Origin of the sequence: Streptomyces sp. NPDC050732, assembly GCF_040654255.1 — a bacterium.
GTDB lineage: Bacteria > Actinomycetota > Actinomycetes > Streptomycetales > Streptomycetaceae > Streptomyces.
Genome location: NZ_JBFAHP010000027.1, coordinates 1 through 18,442, shown reverse-complemented (window position 1 = coordinate 18,442; position 18,442 = coordinate 1). Strand labels below are relative to the sequence as shown.

The following is an 18,442-nucleotide window of genomic DNA, read 5'->3' as shown; positions in this document are numbered from 1 at the left end:
AAGGACAGCGGAGGTATTACCTCCGCTTCAACCGGGGCCGTCCGCCCTGCCGCCAGGGAAGCACTTGCCGGACCCGGCAATGAGTCGACACAATTCCGCTGGCCCGTGAGCTATCGGTGGACGACGGCGAAAGCGACATCAGCGGGAAAGCTGAAAAGCGGTGGAGTATCTGCGGATCCGGGCCGCATCAGCGGCTGACCCACCCCACGGATCAGTGAGCAGAGAGAGGCTGTGAAGTCTGCCATGCCCCATGCACATGCGCTGCAGATCAGATTCGGTGCCGGCTCGCAAACGCGAAGCCGCCGGATTCTAGGAGGAATCTGTGAGGGTAAAGGTCCTCGGCCCGCTTGGTGCCGATGTTAATGGTGTGAATGTTGTGCCTACCGCAAGTAAGCCGCGGCAGATCCTGGCGCTTTTGGCCCTCTACCCGAGACGGGTCGTGCCGATCTCGACACTCATGGAGGAGATCTGGGGAGTCGACCTGCCCGCGAGCGCCATGACGACCCTCCAGACGTACATCCTCCAGCTGCGCCGGCGCCTGGGCACGGCCATGGGGCCGGACGCCCCGCGCAGCGCCAAGGACGTCCTGGTCACCCGGTACGGCGGATACCTCCTCCAGATCCCGCCCGAACAGGTCGACGTCCACGGCTACGAGCGCCTGGTGGCCGCCGGGCAGCGCGCCTTCGACAGCGGCGACGACCAGGCGGCCGCCACCCTCTTCCGGCGCGCCCTGGACCTGTGGGACGGGGCCGCGCTGGTCGACGTGCGGATGGGCTGCGTACTGGAGATCGAGGCCACCCGCCTGGAGGAGAGCCGCCTGGTCACCCTGGAGCGGCGGATCGACGCCGAGCTGCGCCTGGGCCGGCACTGTGAGTTCCTCGCGGAGCTGAGCGACCTGATCGCGCGGCACCCCCGGCACGAGGGCCTGCACGCACAGGCGATGGTGGCGCTGTACCGCTCGGGCCGGCAGGCCTCGGCCCTGGACGTCTACCAGAGCCTGCGGGCCCGCCTGATCGAGGACCTGGGGGTGGAGCCGTCGCCGCAGTTGCAGCGGCTTCATCAGGCGATCCTCACGGTCGACCCGCGCCTGGACGTGATCGCAGGCCCCCGGCCCTCGTCCACGTTCGACCGCTACGCGAGCTGAGCGGCAGGTACGCGGCACCGTCGGCGGCATCCACCGCCCCCGGGGAGCACGCCTTCCCGCGGGGGAGATGCCGCCGACATCACCCGCCACTCCCACGACCGCACCCGCACCCGCACCCGCACCCGCCACGGTCACCGTCAGAGGGCCATCGCCAGGGCCGGGTCATGCGGGCGGTTCGCGCGGCCCGACTGCGGAATTTCCTCAGTCGGGAGCCGGTCGGAGCCGGCCGGGAGCCTGCGGACACTGGCCGCAAGCCCGCAAGCACTGGCCGGGAGCCTGCAGGCACCGGCGCGAAAGCCTGCAGGCACCGGTCAACGGCGCGGGCACTAAGGGGAAGCCGGCGAGCACTCGTCGCAGACGAGCTCCATGCGCATCGCGATGCAGTTCCACTGCGCCGCGCACGCACGCGCCAGGGCGGCGATCTTCCGCGCCTGATGCGGCGGAGCCTGCAGCACCAGGCCGGGATCGGTCCTGCGGATGATGCGGGCCTCCAGCCAGCGGATCATCTCCCGGCCGTCGTTGCTGTACTTCAGGGCCGGGTCCCGCTTCAGCGATTCGAGCTGGGCGAGGGTGTCGACGAGCGAGCCCATCGCCTCCAGGCCGCTCTGCGGCGCCCGCGGCTTCACCGCCGCGCCGGGCCGCGGCCCTTCCTGACTGCACAACCGTTTCTGCGCGTCCCGGGCCGCGGGCACGGACATGCCCGCCGTCTCGGCGGTCTCCCGGGTCTCCCGCAGGACGATGTCCGGCTCTCCGGCCGGAATTCCGACGGATTTCTGCCGGCCTTTATGGGAATTGAGCGGCCGGACCCGGCCGTCGCGCCCCACCCTGAGGGGGGCCTGGGCAATCTGCCCGGCGAATTTCCGGCGTAACACCCCGACGGTCTTCCCGGAAAGCCCGGTCTTCACGGCGACCGCCCGGTCCGACCACTCGGGGAAACTCTCCAGGATCTTCATCGCCGACTTCTTGCGGTCGGAGAGAGCAAGCGCGAGGCCGTGCTTCAAGTTCAACTCGACGGCCAGGAGAAACGCTTCCCGGTTCGATCCCTCGAAGAAGCGGACCTCAATGGTCTCCCGGCCGTTCAGCCGCGCCACGTGCAACCGGTGCATTCCGTCGATGACCTTCATGGTCGAACGGTGCACGATGATCGGCGGAAGTTTATCGGGGCAGGCGGCCAGAGTGCGCACATGGTCCTGGTCGACACCGGCCAGCCGAGGGGAATCCGCATCGCGGAGCAGGTGGATCGGAATCTGGATGATTGAATCAGAGACTTCGGTCGAGTGGCCGGGCCCGACGGGCCGACAGAACTGATCTTTAGGAAGTTCCCCCCCAGGGGTGGTCTCCCCTGGCATTCCGATCATCACGCTGCTTCTCCTCCCCCGGACCGAAGCGCATAACGCGGCGAGAGTATCATGAGATTCCGCCATGAACAGAGAAGTCTCCGGGATTTCATGCAATTGCGTTATGCCCCTTTTTTCCGGAGAAGGTCTGCGGCGGCAGAGGCCCCCCGCGATCACCGGGACAGCGGCGGGGCACCCCGCGAGCACCCCTCGCCCGCCACCTCCACTGACCCTCGGGACGCCGACGAGCAGGGCCAACACCCCCGAACCACCCCCGCCACCCCACTCCGACCCTCCCGCCCCCGCAGCCGGCCCCTTCCCCCTGTCCGGCCCTGCGGCCGCCGACCCCCGCGCCCCCACACATTCAGCCATGTGACGCTCATCCCGGGAGTCGCTCTCCGGCGTACGTGTTTGTGAACCGCGAAGCCGGGCGGGCGCCAACGGCGGCAGGATCATGGGCCCAGCCGCGGGCGAACTCGCCTGAGTGCGGCGGGAGTTGACGCTCGGTGAGGGGCCCGGCCCCGTGAACCCGGGCCTGGCCCGACCCGTTTCCGCCCCGCGGGGCGAGATCGACGCCAGGGACGCCACACGTACGCACTCGGTACGCGAAATGTGCGCTTCCGGATAGGGTTGAGCAGGAGGTGCTTCATGTCTGAGCTGTTCGACGCGGTCGATGCGCTGGTCGCGTCCCGCTCCCCGCTGCCGCCGCCGGCGGAGCGCAAGCGGCTGCGCCAGGCGCATGGCCTGACGCTGGATGAGGTGGCCGCGGCGCTGCAGGTGCGGCGTGCGACAGTCAGCGGCTGGGAGGCCGGCAGGACCGAGCCCAGGCCGCCGGAGCGCGACGCTTATGCGCGGTTGCTCGTGCAGCTCACGAAGCTCTACCCCGCCCCCGCCAACCTCGCCCCCGCCAATCCCGCCCCCGCCAGTCCTGCCGTATCCGAGCGGGACATGCCGGTGCCCGAGGCATGCACCAGCGAGCCCACTCCCACCCCCACTCCCACCCCCACTCCCACCCCCACCCCAACTCCTGCGCCTGCCCCGGTCCCTGCTGCGGAAGCCCGGACCCCGGCCGCAGCGCAGGCCGCCGAGGCCGGAGCCGGGGCCGCGGCCATGACCGCAACCGCAACCGCGACCGCAACGGAAACCGCAACCGAGAACGCCCCCCGGGTGACCGCACCCCGCGCGCCGCGTACCACCAGGTCCTCGTCGACGTCGCGCCGTCCGGGTGCGAAGAAGGCGGCCCCGGCCGGTCCTCCGTCGGGCGGCGCCGACCCGCGGTTCGAGAGCGGCCCGCTGGCGGTCGTCGACGTCGAGAACGGGCAGGTACTGGCGTACTGCACCGGCGGCCTGGTCCTGGACGTACCCGCCAAATCGATCCCGGCCCTGGTGGACTGGACGCTGCGCGAGGCGAAGCTCGGTCAGCCCAAGCTCGCCGGGCCCGGCAAGGACGCCGACCCGCTGCTCGTGCTGACCGAGGCCGCCCTGGAGCGCTACGGCCTCCCGGTCACCCTCACCGAGCAGGAGCGGATCGCCGGACGCATCCCCGAGGGCCACAAGGTCATCAAGCAGCTGACCCGTGCCGACTGGCAGCTGACCAAGCGCGGCTTCGGACCGTGGGCGCGGATCTACCGCCCCGCGCAGGGTGCGGAGCGGGTCTGCGTGCAACTGTGCGTCCCGTCGTGGGACGCGCTGGACACCCGGCACTGGGGCGAGGCCGGACAGCTTCCGCCGGCCGAACTCGCCCGCGTCCTGGGCGTGTACGCCTCCCGTGTGCTGACCCCGCGCGGCTCCACCGCCGTGACCGGCCTGGAGCTGATGACCGCCCTGCACCCACCGACCCGCGCCTCCGAGCCGGACGCCGACGGCAAGCGGCACTCCGAGCACAACCCCGGCAGCCTGGGCAAGGGCCCGGTCGACCCGGCACCGTGCGAGGCCCCCGACGGCCACCCCGTTCTCAAGGACCTGCCCCGCTTCCACGTGCGCGGCCCGGCGGAGAAGCTGTTCGAGGAGGCATACGACTGGGCGCGCCCGCTGACCGATGCCGAGTGCACCCTGCGACACCTGGTCGGCATCGACGTCAACATGGCCTTCGCCGCCGGCGCCAACGGCCTGCCCGTCGGCCTGGGCGCGCCCACGCACGTCACGAACCCGGTCTTCGACCCGAAGCTGCCCGGCAGTTGGCTGGTGGACCTCTCCCATGTCGACCTGTCGAAGGTGAAGGTCGGCAAGGACAAGTGGGCGGACCTGGAGGCGAGTCTGCTGCCCAGCCCGTTCACCCCGAAGGGCGAGCAGCCGACGGGGCCGGCCTGGTACGCGACGCCGACCGTCGCCTACGCGGTGGAGCTCGGTTACGACGTCGCGCCGATCGAGGCGTACGTCCGCCACGACAACGGACGCTACCTGGACGCCTGGTACAACCGGCTGCGTGACGCCTACCTCGCCACGATGGCCGACCTGGGCGTTCACGCGGACATGGAGCCAGGGGCCTTCCTCGCGGCGATGGCCGGCTACCGGGAACGCGACCCGGGGCTGGCGGTCGTGGTCTCGGCCATCAAGGCGACGGTCAAGGGCGGCCTGGGCAAACTCCGTGAGCGCCCGCGCGGTGAGGGCTGGCGGCCGGGCGAGCCGTGGCGGGCCCTGTCCCGCCCGACATGGCGGCCGGACATCCGCGCGGCGGTCATCTCCCGCACCCGGATCAACCTGCACCGCAAAATCGTCAAACACGCGGCGTTCACCGGACAGTACCCGGTCGCGGTCCTGTCCGACTGCGTCGTCTACGCGGCGGGCGGCGAAAGCCCGCTGGACTTCCTGCCCTACCGGGAGGGCAAGCCGCTGCCCGGCGGCTTCAAACTCGGCGTCAACCCCGGCCTGGTCAAACACGAGGGCACCCAGCCCGTGCTGTGGGGCGAAGAGATCCGCGACCGGTTCGGCGCCCCGGAGCTCAACCTCGCCCGGTACATCAAGGACGGGCAGGTCACGGAGAAGGACAACGGGGAGTAGCGGGCGATGAGCATGTTCGGGGAGGGCCTGGAGCAGGCGGTGCAGCGGGCGTTCACGCGCCCGGTCCCGAAGTCGGCAGGCGCGCGGATGCGGTACCTGGTCAAGCAGCTCAAGGGCACCCGGGCCGCCGCCCAGCTGCTGCGCGTCTCCCAGCGCACCGTCGAGCGGTATGTGAAGGACCAGATCAAAAAGCCCCGCCCGGACCTCGCCGCCCGCCTGGAGCGCGAGGTGAAGGCCCGGTGGCAGCCGCACATCCGCGCCAGGGCCAAGGAGAAGGCGGCGACCACCGGCGGCATCGTCATCGACACCCGCGCCCGCATGGGCTACACCGCGCCGATCGGGTCGACGGACCAGGACCGTATCCGGCACCTGACCGTCGCCCTGCCCCCGCAGTACGCCGCCCGCCTCTTCGAGGCCCAGGAGCAGGGCGCCGACGACGCCCGCCTCCAGGAGATCGCGGCCGAAGCTCTCAGGGAGGTCTACTTCCAGGACGGCGGCCGCCGCGCCGGCAGCCTGGAGGAGGTGCGGTTCACGGACGTGGAGCACCTGGAGTTCGAGCTGTAGCAGCCGAACTGCGGCGGGCCGCGCCCCGAACAGCTGTGACGTGGCGCTTCAGTCGGCCGTTCAGCGGTCAGCGGTCAACGGTTCAGCTGGCCGGGTGGGCGCTGTTGTCGTCCCGCCGCAGGCGTGCGCTGTGGCGCCGGCTCAGGTGCCGGTTGCTCTCGCTGAGCGGGGTCGGCCGCGCAGGGCAGGCAGCCGGGCGCGGTCGTCCGCGCCGGCGCTGCTCGCTCATCGGCACCTCAGGTTCCGGCTCTTCCCGCCGGAAACGGCGGAGCCTCCGCTGGAGCGGCAGTCGGCCGACGCCGGGGGGAGGGCGGGGCAGCCGGTCCCCGGCCAGGTGGCCCGGGTCGCGCGGTGCCCGGCGCTGTCGTAGACAGGAGCAATGAGCGAGGAGAAGGCGTCATGGCATCCGGGCGAGATCGTGCCCGCCAGCGGCATCTACGAATGTGACTGCGGCGCAGAGCACCACTGGAGCACCGACGTGAAGGGGCACCGCTTTCCCCCTCCGCCGCCAGGCTGCTCCGGCGAGTCCTGGCAGCTGCAGAAGCCGGCACACCCCGAGAGCTGAGTCGGCGAGGAGAGCTGAGGCAGCGACGCGTCGCCAGAACGGAACCCGCGCCCGAGCCGGCCGGCCAGCCCCGCGCCGCAGCAGCGGGACGGGGGATGCCCCGAGCGCGGCCGGGCAGCACGGCCGGGCAGTACGACCTGAAGGCAGAGCTGGACCGGCGGCTGGACCGGCGGCTGGGCCGGCGACCAGCAGGCCGCCCAACCCGCGCCCGAGCGCCCCGACGGCGCCATCGTGGCCACGGCCCTTCGGCCTGGATCTGGCCCCGCAGCCGAGGCGGGCCGAAACCGCGTGCGGGGCGGTTTCGGCCCGCCGGTGCTCGTTACAGCCCCAGCTGTTCAGCGGCGAGGGCCGTGCCGCGGACCCGGGCCTCGATCTTGGCGAAGGCGAGGTCGCGTGAGGTGGAGGTGTCGTCGGCGAAGGGGGAGAAGCCGCAGTCGTCGCACGTGCCCAGCTGCCCGACCGGAATGTGTTGCGCCGCGAGCAGGATGCGCGCGCACACCTCCTCGGGGGTCTCGACGCGTGGATCGATGGGGTCGGTCACGCCGACGAACACCCGTACGCCGGGCCGGAGTTGGGAGGCGACGACGTCGAGTACGCGCTCGGGGTCGGCCTCGCTGGCGAGCTGGAGGTAGAAGTTGCCGGCCTGGAGCCGGAAGAGGTGGGGCAGCAGCGAGGTGTAGTCGACGTCGAGGCTGTGGGTGGAGTCGTGGTCCCCGCCGGGACAGGTGTGGATGCCGATCCGGGCCCGCTCGGCGTCGGTGAAGCGCTCCAGGACCTGGTTGTTGAGGTCGATGAAATCGTTGAGGAGGGCGCCGCTGGGATCCAGTTTGAGGGATAACCGGCCCTCGGTGAAGTCGAGTTGCACGACATGCGCGCCCGCCTCCAGGCATCCTCGGATGTCGGCCTCGGCCTCGTTGACGAGGTCGGCCAGGAATGCCTCGCGCGAGTAGCCCGCGATGGCCTCGGACGGGTAGAGCAGACTGAGGGCGGAGGGGGCGATGACGGCCTGCTTGACGGGCTTGTCGGTGTGGCGTCGGGCGTCGCGCAGGTAGGTGTCGGCACGGACCTGGTAGCGGAAGGGGCCGGCCGTCAGGCAGGGCAGTTGCCGGGTGTGCCCGTCGGCGAAGGGGATGACCGCACCGTCGGATGCGAGCGTGCTCAGGCCGCTGAGCGGGTAGGTGGCGAAGCTCGGCTTGGACTGCTCGCCGTCGACGAGGACGGGACAGCCGATGCGCTCCAGACGCGCCAACGTGTCGGCGGCGGCCTGGTCCTGCAACTTCGCCAAGTCGCTGTCGGAGAGCCGGCCTTGGGCGTGCTGGGCGAGGGCTTCCAGCAGGGCGGGCGGACGGGGGATGCTGCCGATGGGCTCGGTGGGGATGCTCATGATGGGAACGTACGCCGCGTTGACTGCCGTGGGAACGGGGGAAGATTGCTGTACCCCGGACGGGTGACGAGAGCGCTCGGTAGACGGCCGGTGAACTCCTCGACGAGCCCGGCGCGGATCAGCGAGCGCCGGGCAGGCGGGGCTCGGGGCGGTGGGTGGTCGAGGAGGCCGGCAACCAGTCGACCGGCTACTGTCCGGACGTCGACCGTCCGGTTTTACGCACGAGGTGGTCTTCCGCCGCCGCCGCTGCCGCTCCTGCCGGGAGCTCAACATCGTCTTGTGCGGCGAGGATCTGCCGCGGAAGTGGAACGTCAGGGAGCCAGGGTGAGTCAGACAGCGAGGATCGCATCGCGTTGCGAGTGCGGCAGCATGGCGGTGCGGCAGGTGAACCAGTTCCTCCTTCGCGATGAGTTGTGGTGGGACTCGGAGTTCTCTTGCGGCTCCTGCGGTGCCTATATGTGTGAGCATGCTGGTCCAGAACCAGCACCCGAGGAGGTCCGGGAGGCTCTGCTCGCCGCGCACGGGCCCAGCAGGCTGCGGCTGGTCGGTTCGGTTCCCAGCCTCGTTCCGGCTCTGAAGGTTCTTCGGGAGGTCTCAGAGGCCTCCCTGCCGCAGGCTCGCGAGCTGGTCAGGAAACTGAGCCACGAGGGCCTGGTGGGGACATTGCCGGAGATGGAGTTCCTGAAGGCCCGGCTGCAGCTGCGCGGAGTACACGCCGACCTCGATCGGTAGCTGTCCCACAGGGACCTGCCCTATCAACGCTCCGCTCAACTGGCCACCCGCAGCGCGCGGTCACGAACAGCCCGCGAGCCCCGGCCAGGAGATCGTTCTGTCTAGAGTTGAGGCCGACCATGGTGCCGAGGGGGCTGAAGGCCGCAGGTGGCGCTGACCGGCGGAGGCCGACTGGGAAGCGCATCGCCCTGCGGTTTTCGGGACGGCCTACCGGGTCCTGGGTCTGTGTGTGACGACGGTCAGGGGTCCCGCTTCGCAGAGCAGAGCAGAGCACGTGCTCGGGTAGGGGAGGCGGTGCCCACCGGAGCTGGTTACGTGACTGCTGCAACTCGTCGCTGCACCTCGCCGACCAGGACGTGACGGGTACGGGTACGTACCCGTATCATTAGGTGGTCGAAAGGAGCGCGAAGATGTCCGATGCCAATGTCCGGATCCCTGAGGAGGCCAAGGAGCGGTTGGCCGCCATCGCGGCTGCCGAGGGGTTGTCGTTGCGGGCCTACCTGGCACGCCTGGCCGACACGCTCCTGACCCCGCAGGAGCGTGCCGAGCGTGCCGAGCAGGCCCGCGCCGCGCTGCAGCAGTGGAACGGGTATGCCCCGAGCGTGGCCGAGCAGCACGACCTGGACGCAGAGCTGGACCGGCGGCTGGCGGAGGTGGCCGGACGGTGAGCGAGATGCACATCGTCCTGGACGAGTCGGCCATGGCCGCGGCCGGTGCCGGGAACGTTCTCGCCTCCCGGCTGATCCACCGCGCGCATGCCGAGGCGGGCTGGTTCCTGTACGCCCCCACCTGCGTCCTGGTCGAAGCAGACCGGGCGAGGCCCGGCACGGCCGAGCACCTGGCCGCACTGCCCGGCATCACCGTCCTGGATCTGGACCTGCCCGCAGCGCTCGCGGTGGCGCGACAGCGGACCTGGGCCGACGCCCACACCGAGCATGCCGCCCAGCCCACGCCCGAACGCCCGGACGGCGCCATCGTGGCCACGGCCCTTCCCGGGCAGTGGGAGGGGCGGCCGGTCCGCGTCCTGGATCTCACCCCGTAGCCGCACTCCAGCGCTGGTAAGTGCCGACAAGGACGTCGTCGAGCGCTGATCGGCGCCCGCCCCGGGGAGGGGGCAGGGTCGCCCTGCCCGCCTCCTGGGCCGGCGCATGGACAACGGGCTCGCTCACGGGACGACATCAAGCAGTTCCGCGAAGACTATGCGGGCGGTGGAGTGCTGCCGGACGGGCCCCGGTACGGCCCGTACTGGCTGCGGTTGATCACTACCGCCCCGGGGCCCGCTGCGGAGACGCCCCGGCGACTCAGTGAGTGAACGCTGGAGGCATGCAACCGGTCTCGGGATAAGGGCCGTTGACCTCGGCCGACACCCGGTCTTCAGTGATAGTGCCGGTGATGCAGGCTGTACCCCTGAGCCAGACGCCATAAGAGCTGCCTTCGCTCGCATTTGCACGGGCGGCTGACAGGTCTTCGACGGTGACGGGAGCGGGGGCTGCCAGCGGTGTGAGTGCGGCCCGCACCTCTGCGGGACTGGTCCTGCCGCGCCGGCGCAGCTCACCAAGGGCCCGCTTGATCTCGGTGGCCTTCTGCCTGGCCCGCCTCTCATCCCGCGGACTCATCTCGCCGGGCCGCCGAGCCCGCTGATTGTCAGCGTAATTCGGCGGAGTCTCGGGATGGGTCAGGTCTGTGCCGGGGGTACCGGGGTCGGAGCGTCTTGTCGGATGGGTGCCGTTGAGGTTGCTGAACAGATCGTCCGCGCTCTGCCCGCAACCTGTCAGAAGGGTGACGGCGATGACGGTGACAGCGGCAGGCTTCCAGGTGGACATGGTGCGATCCTGCGCTTCCCGCGCCAGGGCGGCATGAGTACCGGTACTCACTTCTGATGGCCGAGCTCAGTCCCAGACACTTTTCCCTTCATCATCGCCCGGCCCGCTCCCGTGGCGCCGCGGGGCGTCGCCGGTGCCGCGGTCGCGTACGTACAGGAGAAGGAACGAGCAGATGCCCGCGGCTCCCGCCACGATGCACACCACCTCGGTGACGTCTGTGCCGAACAGCTCCATGAGGTGCCGGTCGCCCGCAACGAGGGCCAGGACTTGGCCGAGCACCACGAGGAGCCCGCCGAGCAGGAAGGCGATGAGCAGGACGCGGGTCGCGTCCAGGAGGAAGGCACGGATGCGGTGACGGACGTAGTGACGGAGGTAGTGACGGATGGACTGCATGAGTTCTCCGTTCTCTGCTGTGCGGCGGCTCAGCCAGCTCAGCCAGCTCAGTTGGCTCAGCCGGGTCAGCCCGGAATCCACAGCACGCCCACCGCCATCAGGACCCCGAACACATAGGTCGGCAGCAGGTAGTAGAGGGCGACGGGCACGAAGATGCGGGCCGGGTTGATGTCGGCGATGCCGGCGGCCACGTACAGCGGCGCGGCGCCCGGCGGCGAACACCCCTCCGAGGAGGCCCAGACGATGACCGACGCGAAGGCGACGTGCGCGGGGACGCCCGCGGCGGTGAGTGCGGCGAACGCGACGGGGCCGACGGCCGACAGTGTGGCTGGAGCAGGATTCCGATTTCGGGCCGGCCACCCTCAGGGGCGTGAGGTGGTTGCAGAGCTGTGCACGCATCGAAGTCGACGGTGACGTCGGCCGCGACACCTGGCGGGCCCTGCGCACCAGTTCCTGCTGACCCGGAACGAAAGGTTGTCACGCACGGTTCCGTGGAAGCCCGGGGGGAGCCGATTCCCCCGGGCGACCCGCTTCCGCTTCCCCCCGGGCGACCGATGCAGATCACCGCCAGGAACGGCTCCTCGCCGCAGCCCGAGGACCATGCCGGCCTGCCGTAGTCTGCGTCACCATGATGCGCGCTTGGATCTTGCCGATGCTGCTCGTGCTCTGCGGCGGCGCCGTCGCGACCGGGCCGGCCTTCAACGGGAACTCCGGCACAGCCGCGGCACTCCTGCTGGCGTTCCTGGTACTCGCGGGCGTGCACTCACCCCTGGTCTTCCCGAAGCCGATCGGCGCGCGGGAAGCACAACGCCGCAGCGCGGTCGACGGGCGGCCGGTCGTCTTCTGGCGGCCGGGCTGCAAGTACTGCATACGACTGCGCATCCGGCTGGGCCGCGACGCCCGCCGACTGCACTGGGTCGACATCTGGCGGGACCCAGCAGCAGCCGCAGCGGTCAGGGCGGCCAACAACGGCAGTGAGACCGTGCCGACCATCGTCGTGGCGGGCCGACCACACACCAACCCCCACCCCGAGTGGGTACGCGGACAGCTCCCCCCTGCCGTGTGACCCCGCCGACTCGCAGTACTTCCCGCTCGGCACGAACGGCAAGTCGGCCATCACCCTGGAGGGGCCGGGCCAGTCCGGCATCAAGGCACGCATGCGCTCCACGTACGTCAACGGCGCGTCCGGCGACAACGTGAACTCCACGACCCACGGCGCCTGGAAATACCTTACTGGCCCAACTAGCCCCGACACGGCACCAGTTCGCCCTACGAACCGCCACGGCCCGTAGGGCGAACTGCGTTCGTTCAGTTCGTTCAGTTGGTGGGCACACGGTCCAGGAACCCGTGCACGGCACGGATCCGCCCGTCCTCGGCCAGCGTGATGACGTCGAACCCGGCGACGGGCGCGGACCCGTCCGCCGGCGACACGAGCTCCCAGGTGAAGCGCGCGATGTCGTGATGCCCGTCGACCGTGCCGGTCCGGCGGAACTCGAAGCCGGGGAACTGCTCGTGGGCCCCGTTGATCACAGCGGCGACGCCCTCGTGCCCGCAGACGTCGGCCAGCGGATCCGTGTAACTGCCGTCCTCGGTCCAGGCGGCGGCCACGGCCTTGCCGATGTTCTCGGCGCCCTCCACGTTCCACGCCTCGAAGTAGCGGGCGACGGCGGTCTCGTACACGGCGGTGTCATGTGCGGTCATGGCGGATCAGCCTCCTGTGAGGTGGTTCTCGTCCTGCGGGGCGATGACCCAAGACTGCCGCCCGGCCGCACGGCGGTCGATTACGTCCGGGGTAATGCGGCACCGGCCTCGTGGCCGAAACCGCCGTCGTCCGCAGCGCTTACCGCGAAGGTTTACCCCGGCTCAACTCCAGGGTGGACGCAGTGGCGTGCCCTCAATGGAATCTTCTGAGGGCGCCGCGAAGGGCGGCGACTCCAGCGGAGAACCGATCCGCGAAGAGGTAGGGGGAAAAGACATGGCAGTCACGAAGGGCCGTATCGCCATCGCGGCGACAGGCGGGTTGCTCATGCTCGTCACGGGCGTGGGCGCGGCCGAGGCAGGGTCGGGAACGCCGGCCGCCTCACGCTTCGCCCAGCAGGCCGAGTCCGCGCGCCTGACCAGTGCGCAGACCACGGCGCTGCAGGCAGAGGTGGACAGCTACCTGAAGAAGATGGGCGGGACCCAGGTCGCGCTCAACAAGATCGACCTCAAGGGCAAGGGCGAGGTCCTCGTCGCCCTCCCGGGCGAGGCCCGCCCGCGCGACTTCGCCTCGGGCAACGGGATGCGCGCCGCCGCCGACCCGTGCCTTTCTTCGGGGGTGTCCGGGAACTTCTGTGCCTACCAGAGGGACAACTTCCAGGGATCCCGGATCGATATGTACCAGTGCAATACGAAGTACTACGTGTCCACCTGGGGCAGTGGTGGTTCCTGGATCAACGACCAGACCCGCAACGTGGAGAGCCGGCGGGCCCGGATGTACAACCCCAGCGGCACCATGATCTACAAGACCCCGCGGGCGTACAGCTCGGACGCCCACGGGGACTGGAACCCCGTCCGCTACGTGATCCCCTGCGGCTAGCAGACCCCTCCACCCAGCGGCGCCCCCGGTCCGACCTGGACCGGGGGCGCCGCGCCGCACCCTGGTTCTGCACGAGAACACCGCGGCTGCCTCCACGCTCTCCAAGGAGGCCACCCTGCCAGGCTGAGCGCATCGAACCCGGCGACAACTACTCCCACAACGGACCGCTCGGCCCGTCGGCGACCTCGACTGCCGGTGTGGACACGGGCTTCAACCGTGAGCCCTACCTGGTTCTCAGGATCCAGTGATTCCGATGCTGTCGGCGCCAATGAGACAGGCCTGAGGAGGGTGGGCGGTAGTGGTGACGGTGGCATCAGCGGGCAGGAACGCCATTTCGTCCCGGTGTCGGTGATGTAGCGGATGGCGTCGACGACGCGCCGGCGAGGCCACTTCTCCGGGGCCCCGCCCTTGGGGGTCTGGCAGGCGGGAGTGGGCAGGAGCCGTTCCAGGAGGGCCCATTCGAGGTCGCTGGTGTCGGAGGAGTAGCGGTAGTGGGGCAGCGGCATGACGGGGTGCCAGGCCGCGACCTGAAGAAGGGGCCAACTGCGGGGCGGTCGCGGCCCGTTGCCTTTCCGGGGGTTCACTCCAGGTTGGCGAGGAGATGCAGGGCGGACTCGATCGCGCCCATCTGCGCCCTGACCGTGCGGATATAGGGGTCGTCGGGCTTCTTCTCCTAGTGCGGCAGGAGGATCCCGGCGATGAAGTTCTCCACCTGGTGATGGACGGACTCGAAGAATGCCCGCTCGTAACGGATCCAGACCTCCGGCGCGTCCTCAAGTATCCGGTAGCCCCACGTCTTGTCCCAGATCACCGGCGGGAGTCCCTTCGCGGCGGCGACCTTGCGCAGGTGGGCGAGCCCGATGTGGACCTGCGCGCGGGTGCGCTCGGTGGCCGCCACCAGCTGGACGATCGTCAGGCCGACGGGATGGGCCTCCAACAGGGCGGACAGGACGGCTTCGGCGTGGACGTGAGCGGCGACTCCCCGCCCCATCGCCTACTCACCCGCCCCCTTCAGCAGCTTCTCCAGCTGCTCGTCCAGGTCGACCTCACCGCGCATGGCGGCGTTCTCGCTCCAGTCGGCCGCGGCGCGTACCCGTGAAAGGCCGCGGCCGATGGGGTCGCGTTCGGCGTCGTCGTAGTGCTCGCCGCGCAGGTTCGGCACGATCCGCCCGGCCGTCGCAACGAACTGTGCGCAGGCCGCGACCAGGTCCATGAACTGGGCGCTGTGTTCCATGCGCTGGAGTTGCGGGGCAGCTTCCTCGTGCACGAACTGGTCCTGCTGACGGAAGCAGTCGAACTGCGCCTCGTTCACGGCGTGCCGGGGGTGTCGTCGGCCATGGCCTTGTTGGCGACCGCCGGGCGGCGCAGGAAGTCGGTGGTCACCACGGCGGCGACCGCGTCGTCGGAGGCCAAGTCGTGGATAGCCTCCACCTTCTCCTGGACGCTTTCCGGGGTGTCGACCTTCCAGCCCACCACCCGCTTCGCGCTGTCGTGCGTCCACCTCGCCGGGTCGCCGCGCGGATGGGGCGGCGGGTTGCTGACCGCCTCGAAACGTTCCTGTTCACCGGGGATGCTGGCCAGCACCTTGTAGATGGTGTGCGAGACGTCCGTCCGCCGGCGCTCCTTCGGCCAGTGCGAGGACGCCCACCGGTAGTCCCGGACCGTCGAATACGCCAGGCCGACGTCCTCGGCGAACATCCGGATCGCCTCGCTGACCGTGAACAGCTCCTCGCTCCCCAACGGGTTCGTGCTCCCGTAGGAGCGCATCGGCTCGATCTCCAGAGCGGCGTCCCCGAGCTGCCACTGGACACTGCCCATCGCCTCGACCCAGTCCCGCCCCAGCCCGACCAGTGCGTCGTAGCGCTGCCGGGTCACACTGCCGACCATCCGGTCATCCGGACACCACCCCCATGAGCCCCGGGGGCAACGCTCTCGCGTGCCATCAACTCGCCCTGGCAACCCGTCACTTCGCACCATCCGACCGCCTCGCCCGGCAGCCAAGGGCGTGCGGGCCCGGCGCCCGAAGCGGCCCCGCCGGCACCGAACGCGCAGGTTCACGCCCCGCCGGAGGGCGCGCGCCGTGTGTGTCAGGCCCGTTTGCGGCAGGCGGGAGAGCAGTAGACCGCGGAGACCGGATGGTCGTCCGACGGCATCAGCGGACCACCGCACCCCCGGCACAATGGCCCTGCATCGCCCTCCTCGGCCACGACCAGCCGTAGCCGAGGCAGCCCGTCCCTGCCCGTGCGGCCACCGTGCGCTCGGCCTCGGCTTTCGCCATGAGAGCGGCTCGTCAGGGGGGATCATGCTATCTGCCGCCACACGGTTCACCTGCACGACAAGGACTGGCGGCACATAAGGGCGTTTCCAAGACGCTCGGGAGCAGATCTGAAGCGGGAACTTTCCTACTCCGACTTATGACGCAGCTCACAGAACGGCACAATGCTGCTATCTGCGTGAGCGCTCGGCTACGCAGGAGGATCAGCGGTGCGGAGTGCTCTGGCCGTGTCGGGACCCTCTTGCCGTCATCGGAGGAGAGCTCTGGCCGCTGCCTCGAACCAACCGCTCGAATCGCACATGCTCATACCGGAGAACGGATCCCAATGGGCGACTCTCGCACCAACCCCCAGATCCGCGTCGTACGCCCCGACCAGCTCGACGGCAACACACCCCAGACCCCCGGCGTGATCCGCAAGGTCGCCTTCGACGGGCGCAACCCCGACGCGGCCCATCTGTCGGCTTTCCGCGGCATCGTCCAACCGGGCGCGGCCACGGGCGCCCATCACCACGGCGACCAGGAGACGGTCCTCCACGTCATCAGCGGCAACGCCCGCTTGCGGTGGGGCGACAAGTTGGAGGGCGTCGCCGAAGCCGGGCCCGGCGACTTCGTGTTTATCCCGGCGCGCCTCATCCACCAGGAGATCAACGCCTCACCCGAATTCGAGACGGTCTTGGCCGTCGTCCGCTCCGGCGTCGACCCCATCGTCGTGAATCTCCCTGAACTCGACGAGTACGCCGAGCCCTCGGCGGTTGACTACACCCACCTCTAACAGATTTGCCCGCCGCATGGCAGTGCGCCAGGCATGGCGTCGCTGGCTCTCGGGCTGCGCGGCTCGCATCCGTGGCCCCGTCCTCTGCAGTGCAACCGGAGTTGTGGCGTGCGCAGGCAGATCCAAGATCGCGATGAGCGGCCCTGGATGCCTTCGTTACCGCAACGACGTACACCGGCTCCGGTTGCGGCTGGTACTCATGCGTGAGAACCAGAGCTACAGCAGTCTCTTTCATTGGTGCACAGGTTCCCGGCGAGGGGGATGGAATCAGGTGATGCTCAATGTCGTGGCGATCAGCCTGTCAGTACTGGCGTTGCTGAGTTCGACCTACTTCGCGTTTCAGCAGGTGTCGTCCATGAAGCGCGCCAACTACCTTCCGGCCTACTTGGCGTTGCTCGATGACTTCCGGTCAGCGAAGTTCCATCAGCACCATCGGTATGTCGTTGACCGACTTGGTGCCGATCATGATCCCGATCTTGGTATCTCTGGCCTGCCCACGGAGGCGCAGGAGGCCATCTACGACGTCGCTTTCTTCCTCCACAACTTCGTAGTGCTCATGCGGTTGGGCATCATCGACGACAGCTACTTGATGACCCTCAACAACAGGGTCGTCCGCACATGGGAGGCGATCGGCCCGTTCGTGCGGCGCGAACGCGAACTGGTCCCAGTACCTCATCTGCTGCAGATTCTTGAGGACTACGCGGCAGTTGCCGCCGTTGTCCCACCCGACTCGGGTCCGAGCCTGCTCCGGCCCCCGGCGGGTGGCACGACAACCAGGCCCTGACCCGCTGGTGACGGGCATCCCGCCGATCCGCTCCCGCCGTGGCCGGCAGCCCGCATGCCAGGCAAGCTTCATGGCAACCCGCAGTACCGATCCCACCCCCATCGCGCCTGGCTCTGCCTCTAACCGGGCGGGGTTGACATAGATGTGTCAGACGCGGCTTCTCAGGGATTGGAGGCCATCAGGCCGGTCCGTTGCGCGTACCCTTCCAGCGGCTCCGCTGAGGCCCACCAGGACCTGTAGTAGTCCCGGAAGGAATTAACGGCTTCGGCCGTCTCCAGGCTGTGCCCGCTCATGAACGATCCATCTGCAGTCAGCAGCAACAGCACAGCGGTGTCGTCGATGATCGCCATATTGACCGCATCGACACCGCTGTTCGTGGTCACCACGCGGGCGTGGTAGTTGGCAAGGCCCTGCATCTCTTCGTAGTGCTCGCGTAGCCACTGACGCATGGCACTTTGGCCTGGTTCCTGAGCCGGGACACCAATGATGCGGTGGAACGACGCGCCGGGGTTACGCCGAGTCCAGTCCGCTGCGGTCCTGAAATACTGCTGCGCTGCCGGGGACTGAAAACTTGGCGGTGGAGTGTTGCGCACGTAGCTGGTGTAGATGTGACGCTCGCCGGTGCGCACAAGGCGGGCGAAGGACAGGAAGAACTCGTCGCTGGTGCGGTAGTGCGTGGATGCCGTTGGGGCTTGGTGATCGCGGATCTCGATAACGACCGATAGCAGGATGTAAAGGACCGCGTAGATCAGCGGTATCTGCCACTTCATGTCCCAGGAGAAGAGGTTCGCGACAATCGACCCACCGATCACGAACAGCAGAGCGAGCAGCAACAGCTTCTGCTCGACCGATTGCAGACTGACCACGCGCCGCACTGGCACCGCCCCCATCGCGCCTGCGCCCTGCCTCTAGCCGGTGGGTAGACATGCGCTTCGCCGCAGTGTCTACCCCTCAGGAAATGCACTGACACGTAGGGGTGCACCGCAGCAGCCTCTAACTGGCTCTAACAAAAGCTGCTGATCATGAGACTGACGGCTCGTCTGTACGTAGGTGTGGGTATGGGAATCCGTCAGTCGCGGCCGTGGATCGTG

22 protein-coding genes and 3 pseudogenes are annotated in these 18,442 nt (G+C 69.3%); 14 read left to right on the top strand and 11 right to left on the bottom strand.

Annotation, left to right across the window (positions count from 1 at the left end; translation table 11 throughout):
- Positions 1–322: 322 nt before the first annotated feature.
- Positions 323–1,144 (top strand): AfsR/SARP family transcriptional regulator, encoded by an 822-nt coding sequence (locus tag AB0H82_RS23855; protein WP_362995861.1) that lies wholly within the window; start codon positions 323–325, stop codon positions 1,142–1,144.
- Between the two features lie 326 nt (positions 1,145–1,470).
- Here the strand turns inward: AB0H82_RS23855 and AB0H82_RS23850 are convergent, their stop codons facing one another.
- Positions 1,471–2,505 (bottom strand): ParB/RepB/Spo0J family partition protein, encoded by a 1,035-nt coding sequence (locus AB0H82_RS23850; RefSeq protein WP_362995860.1) that lies wholly within the window; start codon positions 2,503–2,505, stop codon positions 1,471–1,473.
- Positions 2,506–3,129: 624 nt separating this feature from the next.
- Here AB0H82_RS23850 and AB0H82_RS23845 point away from each other — a divergent pair.
- From AB0H82_RS23845 to AB0H82_RS23835, 3 genes are all read left to right on the top strand, one after another.
- Positions 3,130–5,481, top strand: coding sequence for a helix-turn-helix transcriptional regulator (locus tag AB0H82_RS23845; RefSeq protein ID WP_362995858.1), 2,352 nt, complete (start codon positions 3,130–3,132; stop codon positions 5,479–5,481).
- Between the two features lie 6 nt (positions 5,482–5,487).
- Positions 5,488–6,045: an XRE family transcriptional regulator gene (locus AB0H82_RS23840; protein WP_362995856.1), complete on the top strand. Its 558-nt coding sequence runs from the start codon at positions 5,488–5,490 to the stop codon at positions 6,043–6,045.
- A gap of 379 nt (positions 6,046–6,424) precedes the next feature.
- Positions 6,425–6,610 carry a hypothetical protein gene (locus AB0H82_RS23835; RefSeq protein ID WP_362995854.1) on the top strand — a complete coding sequence of 62 codons (186 nt, stop codon included), beginning with the start codon at positions 6,425–6,427 and terminating at the stop codon, positions 6,608–6,610.
- Between the two features lie 319 nt (positions 6,611–6,929).
- On the opposite strand, the gene AB0H82_RS23830 is transcribed toward AB0H82_RS23835, so the two are convergent.
- Complete coding sequence (locus AB0H82_RS23830; protein ID WP_362995852.1) at positions 6,930–7,994, bottom strand: cobalamin-independent methionine synthase II family protein; 1,065 nt, start codon at positions 7,992–7,994, stop codon at positions 6,930–6,932.
- Positions 7,995–8,131: 137 nt separating this feature from the next.
- Here AB0H82_RS23830 and AB0H82_RS23825 point away from each other — a divergent pair.
- From AB0H82_RS23825 to AB0H82_RS23810, 4 genes and pseudogenes are all read left to right on the top strand, one after another.
- Positions 8,132–8,322: pseudogene (locus AB0H82_RS23825) on the top strand (hypothetical protein); the annotation flags it as partial.
- Between the two features lie 128 nt (positions 8,323–8,450).
- Positions 8,451–8,726, top strand: a complete 276-nt coding sequence (locus AB0H82_RS23820) for a hypothetical protein (protein WP_362995850.1) — start codon at positions 8,451–8,453, stop codon at positions 8,724–8,726.
- A 410-nt stretch (positions 8,727–9,136) separates the two neighbouring features.
- A complete protein-coding gene (locus AB0H82_RS23815) occupies positions 9,137–9,394 on the top strand; it encodes a hypothetical protein (RefSeq protein ID WP_362995848.1) in 258 nt (85 codons plus the stop codon).
- A gap of 5 nt (positions 9,395–9,399) precedes the next feature.
- The gene (locus tag AB0H82_RS23810; protein WP_362996037.1) at positions 9,400–9,768 is read left to right on the top strand and encodes a hypothetical protein; all 369 of its coding nucleotides are present in this window, start codon (positions 9,400–9,402) and stop codon (positions 9,766–9,768) included.
- Positions 9,769–10,027: 259 nt separating this feature from the next.
- On the opposite strand, the gene AB0H82_RS23805 is transcribed toward AB0H82_RS23810, so the two are convergent.
- The 3 genes from AB0H82_RS23805 to AB0H82_RS23795 all read right to left on the bottom strand — a co-directional run bounded on the left by AB0H82_RS23805 (position 10,028) and on the right by AB0H82_RS23795 (position 11,133).
- Positions 10,028–10,549, bottom strand: a complete 522-nt coding sequence (locus tag AB0H82_RS23805) for a hypothetical protein (RefSeq protein WP_362995846.1) — start codon at positions 10,547–10,549, stop codon at positions 10,028–10,030.
- Positions 10,550–10,615: 66 nt separating this feature from the next.
- Positions 10,616–10,942, bottom strand: a complete 327-nt coding sequence (locus tag AB0H82_RS23800) for a hypothetical protein (protein WP_362995844.1) — start codon at positions 10,940–10,942, stop codon at positions 10,616–10,618.
- Positions 10,943–11,007: 65 nt separating this feature from the next.
- On the bottom strand, positions 11,008–11,133 hold the full coding sequence (locus AB0H82_RS23795) for a hypothetical protein (protein WP_362995842.1): 126 nt from the start codon (positions 11,131–11,133) through the stop codon (positions 11,008–11,010).
- A gap of 98 nt (positions 11,134–11,231) precedes the next feature.
- Between AB0H82_RS23795 and AB0H82_RS23790 the strand changes: the two genes are divergently transcribed.
- From AB0H82_RS23790 to AB0H82_RS23780, 3 genes and pseudogenes are all read left to right on the top strand, one after another.
- Positions 11,232–11,402: a peptidoglycan-binding domain-containing protein gene (locus tag AB0H82_RS23790; protein ID WP_362995840.1), complete on the top strand. Its 171-nt coding sequence runs from the start codon at positions 11,232–11,234 to the stop codon at positions 11,400–11,402.
- Between the two features lie 168 nt (positions 11,403–11,570).
- Positions 11,571–12,008: a glutaredoxin domain-containing protein gene (locus AB0H82_RS23785; RefSeq protein WP_362995838.1), complete on the top strand. Its 438-nt coding sequence runs from the start codon at positions 11,571–11,573 to the stop codon at positions 12,006–12,008.
- A 10-nt stretch (positions 12,009–12,018) separates the two neighbouring features.
- Positions 12,019–12,234, top strand: a pseudogene (locus AB0H82_RS23780) (hypothetical protein); the annotation flags it as partial.
- Between the two features lie 25 nt (positions 12,235–12,259).
- On the opposite strand, the gene AB0H82_RS23775 reads toward AB0H82_RS23780, so the two are convergent.
- Positions 12,260–12,643 (bottom strand): nuclear transport factor 2 family protein, encoded by a 384-nt coding sequence (locus AB0H82_RS23775; protein WP_362995836.1) that lies wholly within the window; start codon positions 12,641–12,643, stop codon positions 12,260–12,262.
- 274 nt (positions 12,644–12,917) lie between these two features.
- Here AB0H82_RS23775 and AB0H82_RS23770 point away from each other — a divergent pair, with 274 nt between their 5' ends.
- Positions 12,918–13,520, top strand: a complete 603-nt coding sequence (locus tag AB0H82_RS23770) for a hypothetical protein (RefSeq protein ID WP_362995834.1) — start codon at positions 12,918–12,920, stop codon at positions 13,518–13,520.
- A 323-nt stretch (positions 13,521–13,843) separates the two neighbouring features.
- On the opposite strand, the pseudogene AB0H82_RS23765 reads toward AB0H82_RS23770, so the two are convergent.
- The 4 genes and pseudogenes from AB0H82_RS23765 to AB0H82_RS23750 all read right to left on the bottom strand — a co-directional run.
- Positions 13,844–14,020, bottom strand: a pseudogene (locus tag AB0H82_RS23765) (transposase); the annotation flags it as partial.
- 173 nt (positions 14,021–14,193) lie between these two features.
- Entirely contained in the window at positions 14,194–14,511 is a 318-nt protein-coding gene (locus AB0H82_RS23760) for a hypothetical protein (protein WP_362995832.1), read from the bottom strand.
- A 3-nt stretch (positions 14,512–14,514) separates the two neighbouring features.
- Entirely contained in the window at positions 14,515–14,832 is a 318-nt protein-coding gene (locus AB0H82_RS23755) for a DUF6192 family protein (protein WP_362995830.1), read from the bottom strand.
- Positions 14,829–15,407 (bottom strand): DUF6192 family protein, encoded by a 579-nt coding sequence (locus AB0H82_RS23750; protein ID WP_362995828.1) that lies wholly within the window; start codon positions 15,405–15,407, stop codon positions 14,829–14,831. Before AB0H82_RS23750 ends, AB0H82_RS23755 begins: the two co-directional genes overlap by 4 nt.
- A gap of 713 nt (positions 15,408–16,120) precedes the next feature.
- Between AB0H82_RS23750 and AB0H82_RS23745 the strand changes: the two genes are divergently transcribed.
- Positions 16,121–16,567, top strand: a complete 447-nt coding sequence (locus AB0H82_RS23745) for a cupin domain-containing protein (protein WP_362995826.1) — start codon at positions 16,121–16,123, stop codon at positions 16,565–16,567.
- Positions 16,568–16,853: 286 nt separating this feature from the next.
- Positions 16,854–17,351: a hypothetical protein gene (locus AB0H82_RS23740; protein ID WP_362995824.1), complete on the top strand. Its 498-nt coding sequence runs from the start codon at positions 16,854–16,856 to the stop codon at positions 17,349–17,351.
- A gap of 161 nt (positions 17,352–17,512) precedes the next feature.
- Here the strand turns inward: AB0H82_RS23740 and AB0H82_RS23735 are convergent, their stop codons facing one another.
- Entirely contained in the window at positions 17,513–18,217 is a 705-nt protein-coding gene (locus AB0H82_RS23735) for a hypothetical protein (RefSeq protein WP_362995822.1), read from the bottom strand.
- Positions 18,218–18,442: the final 225 nt, after the last annotated feature.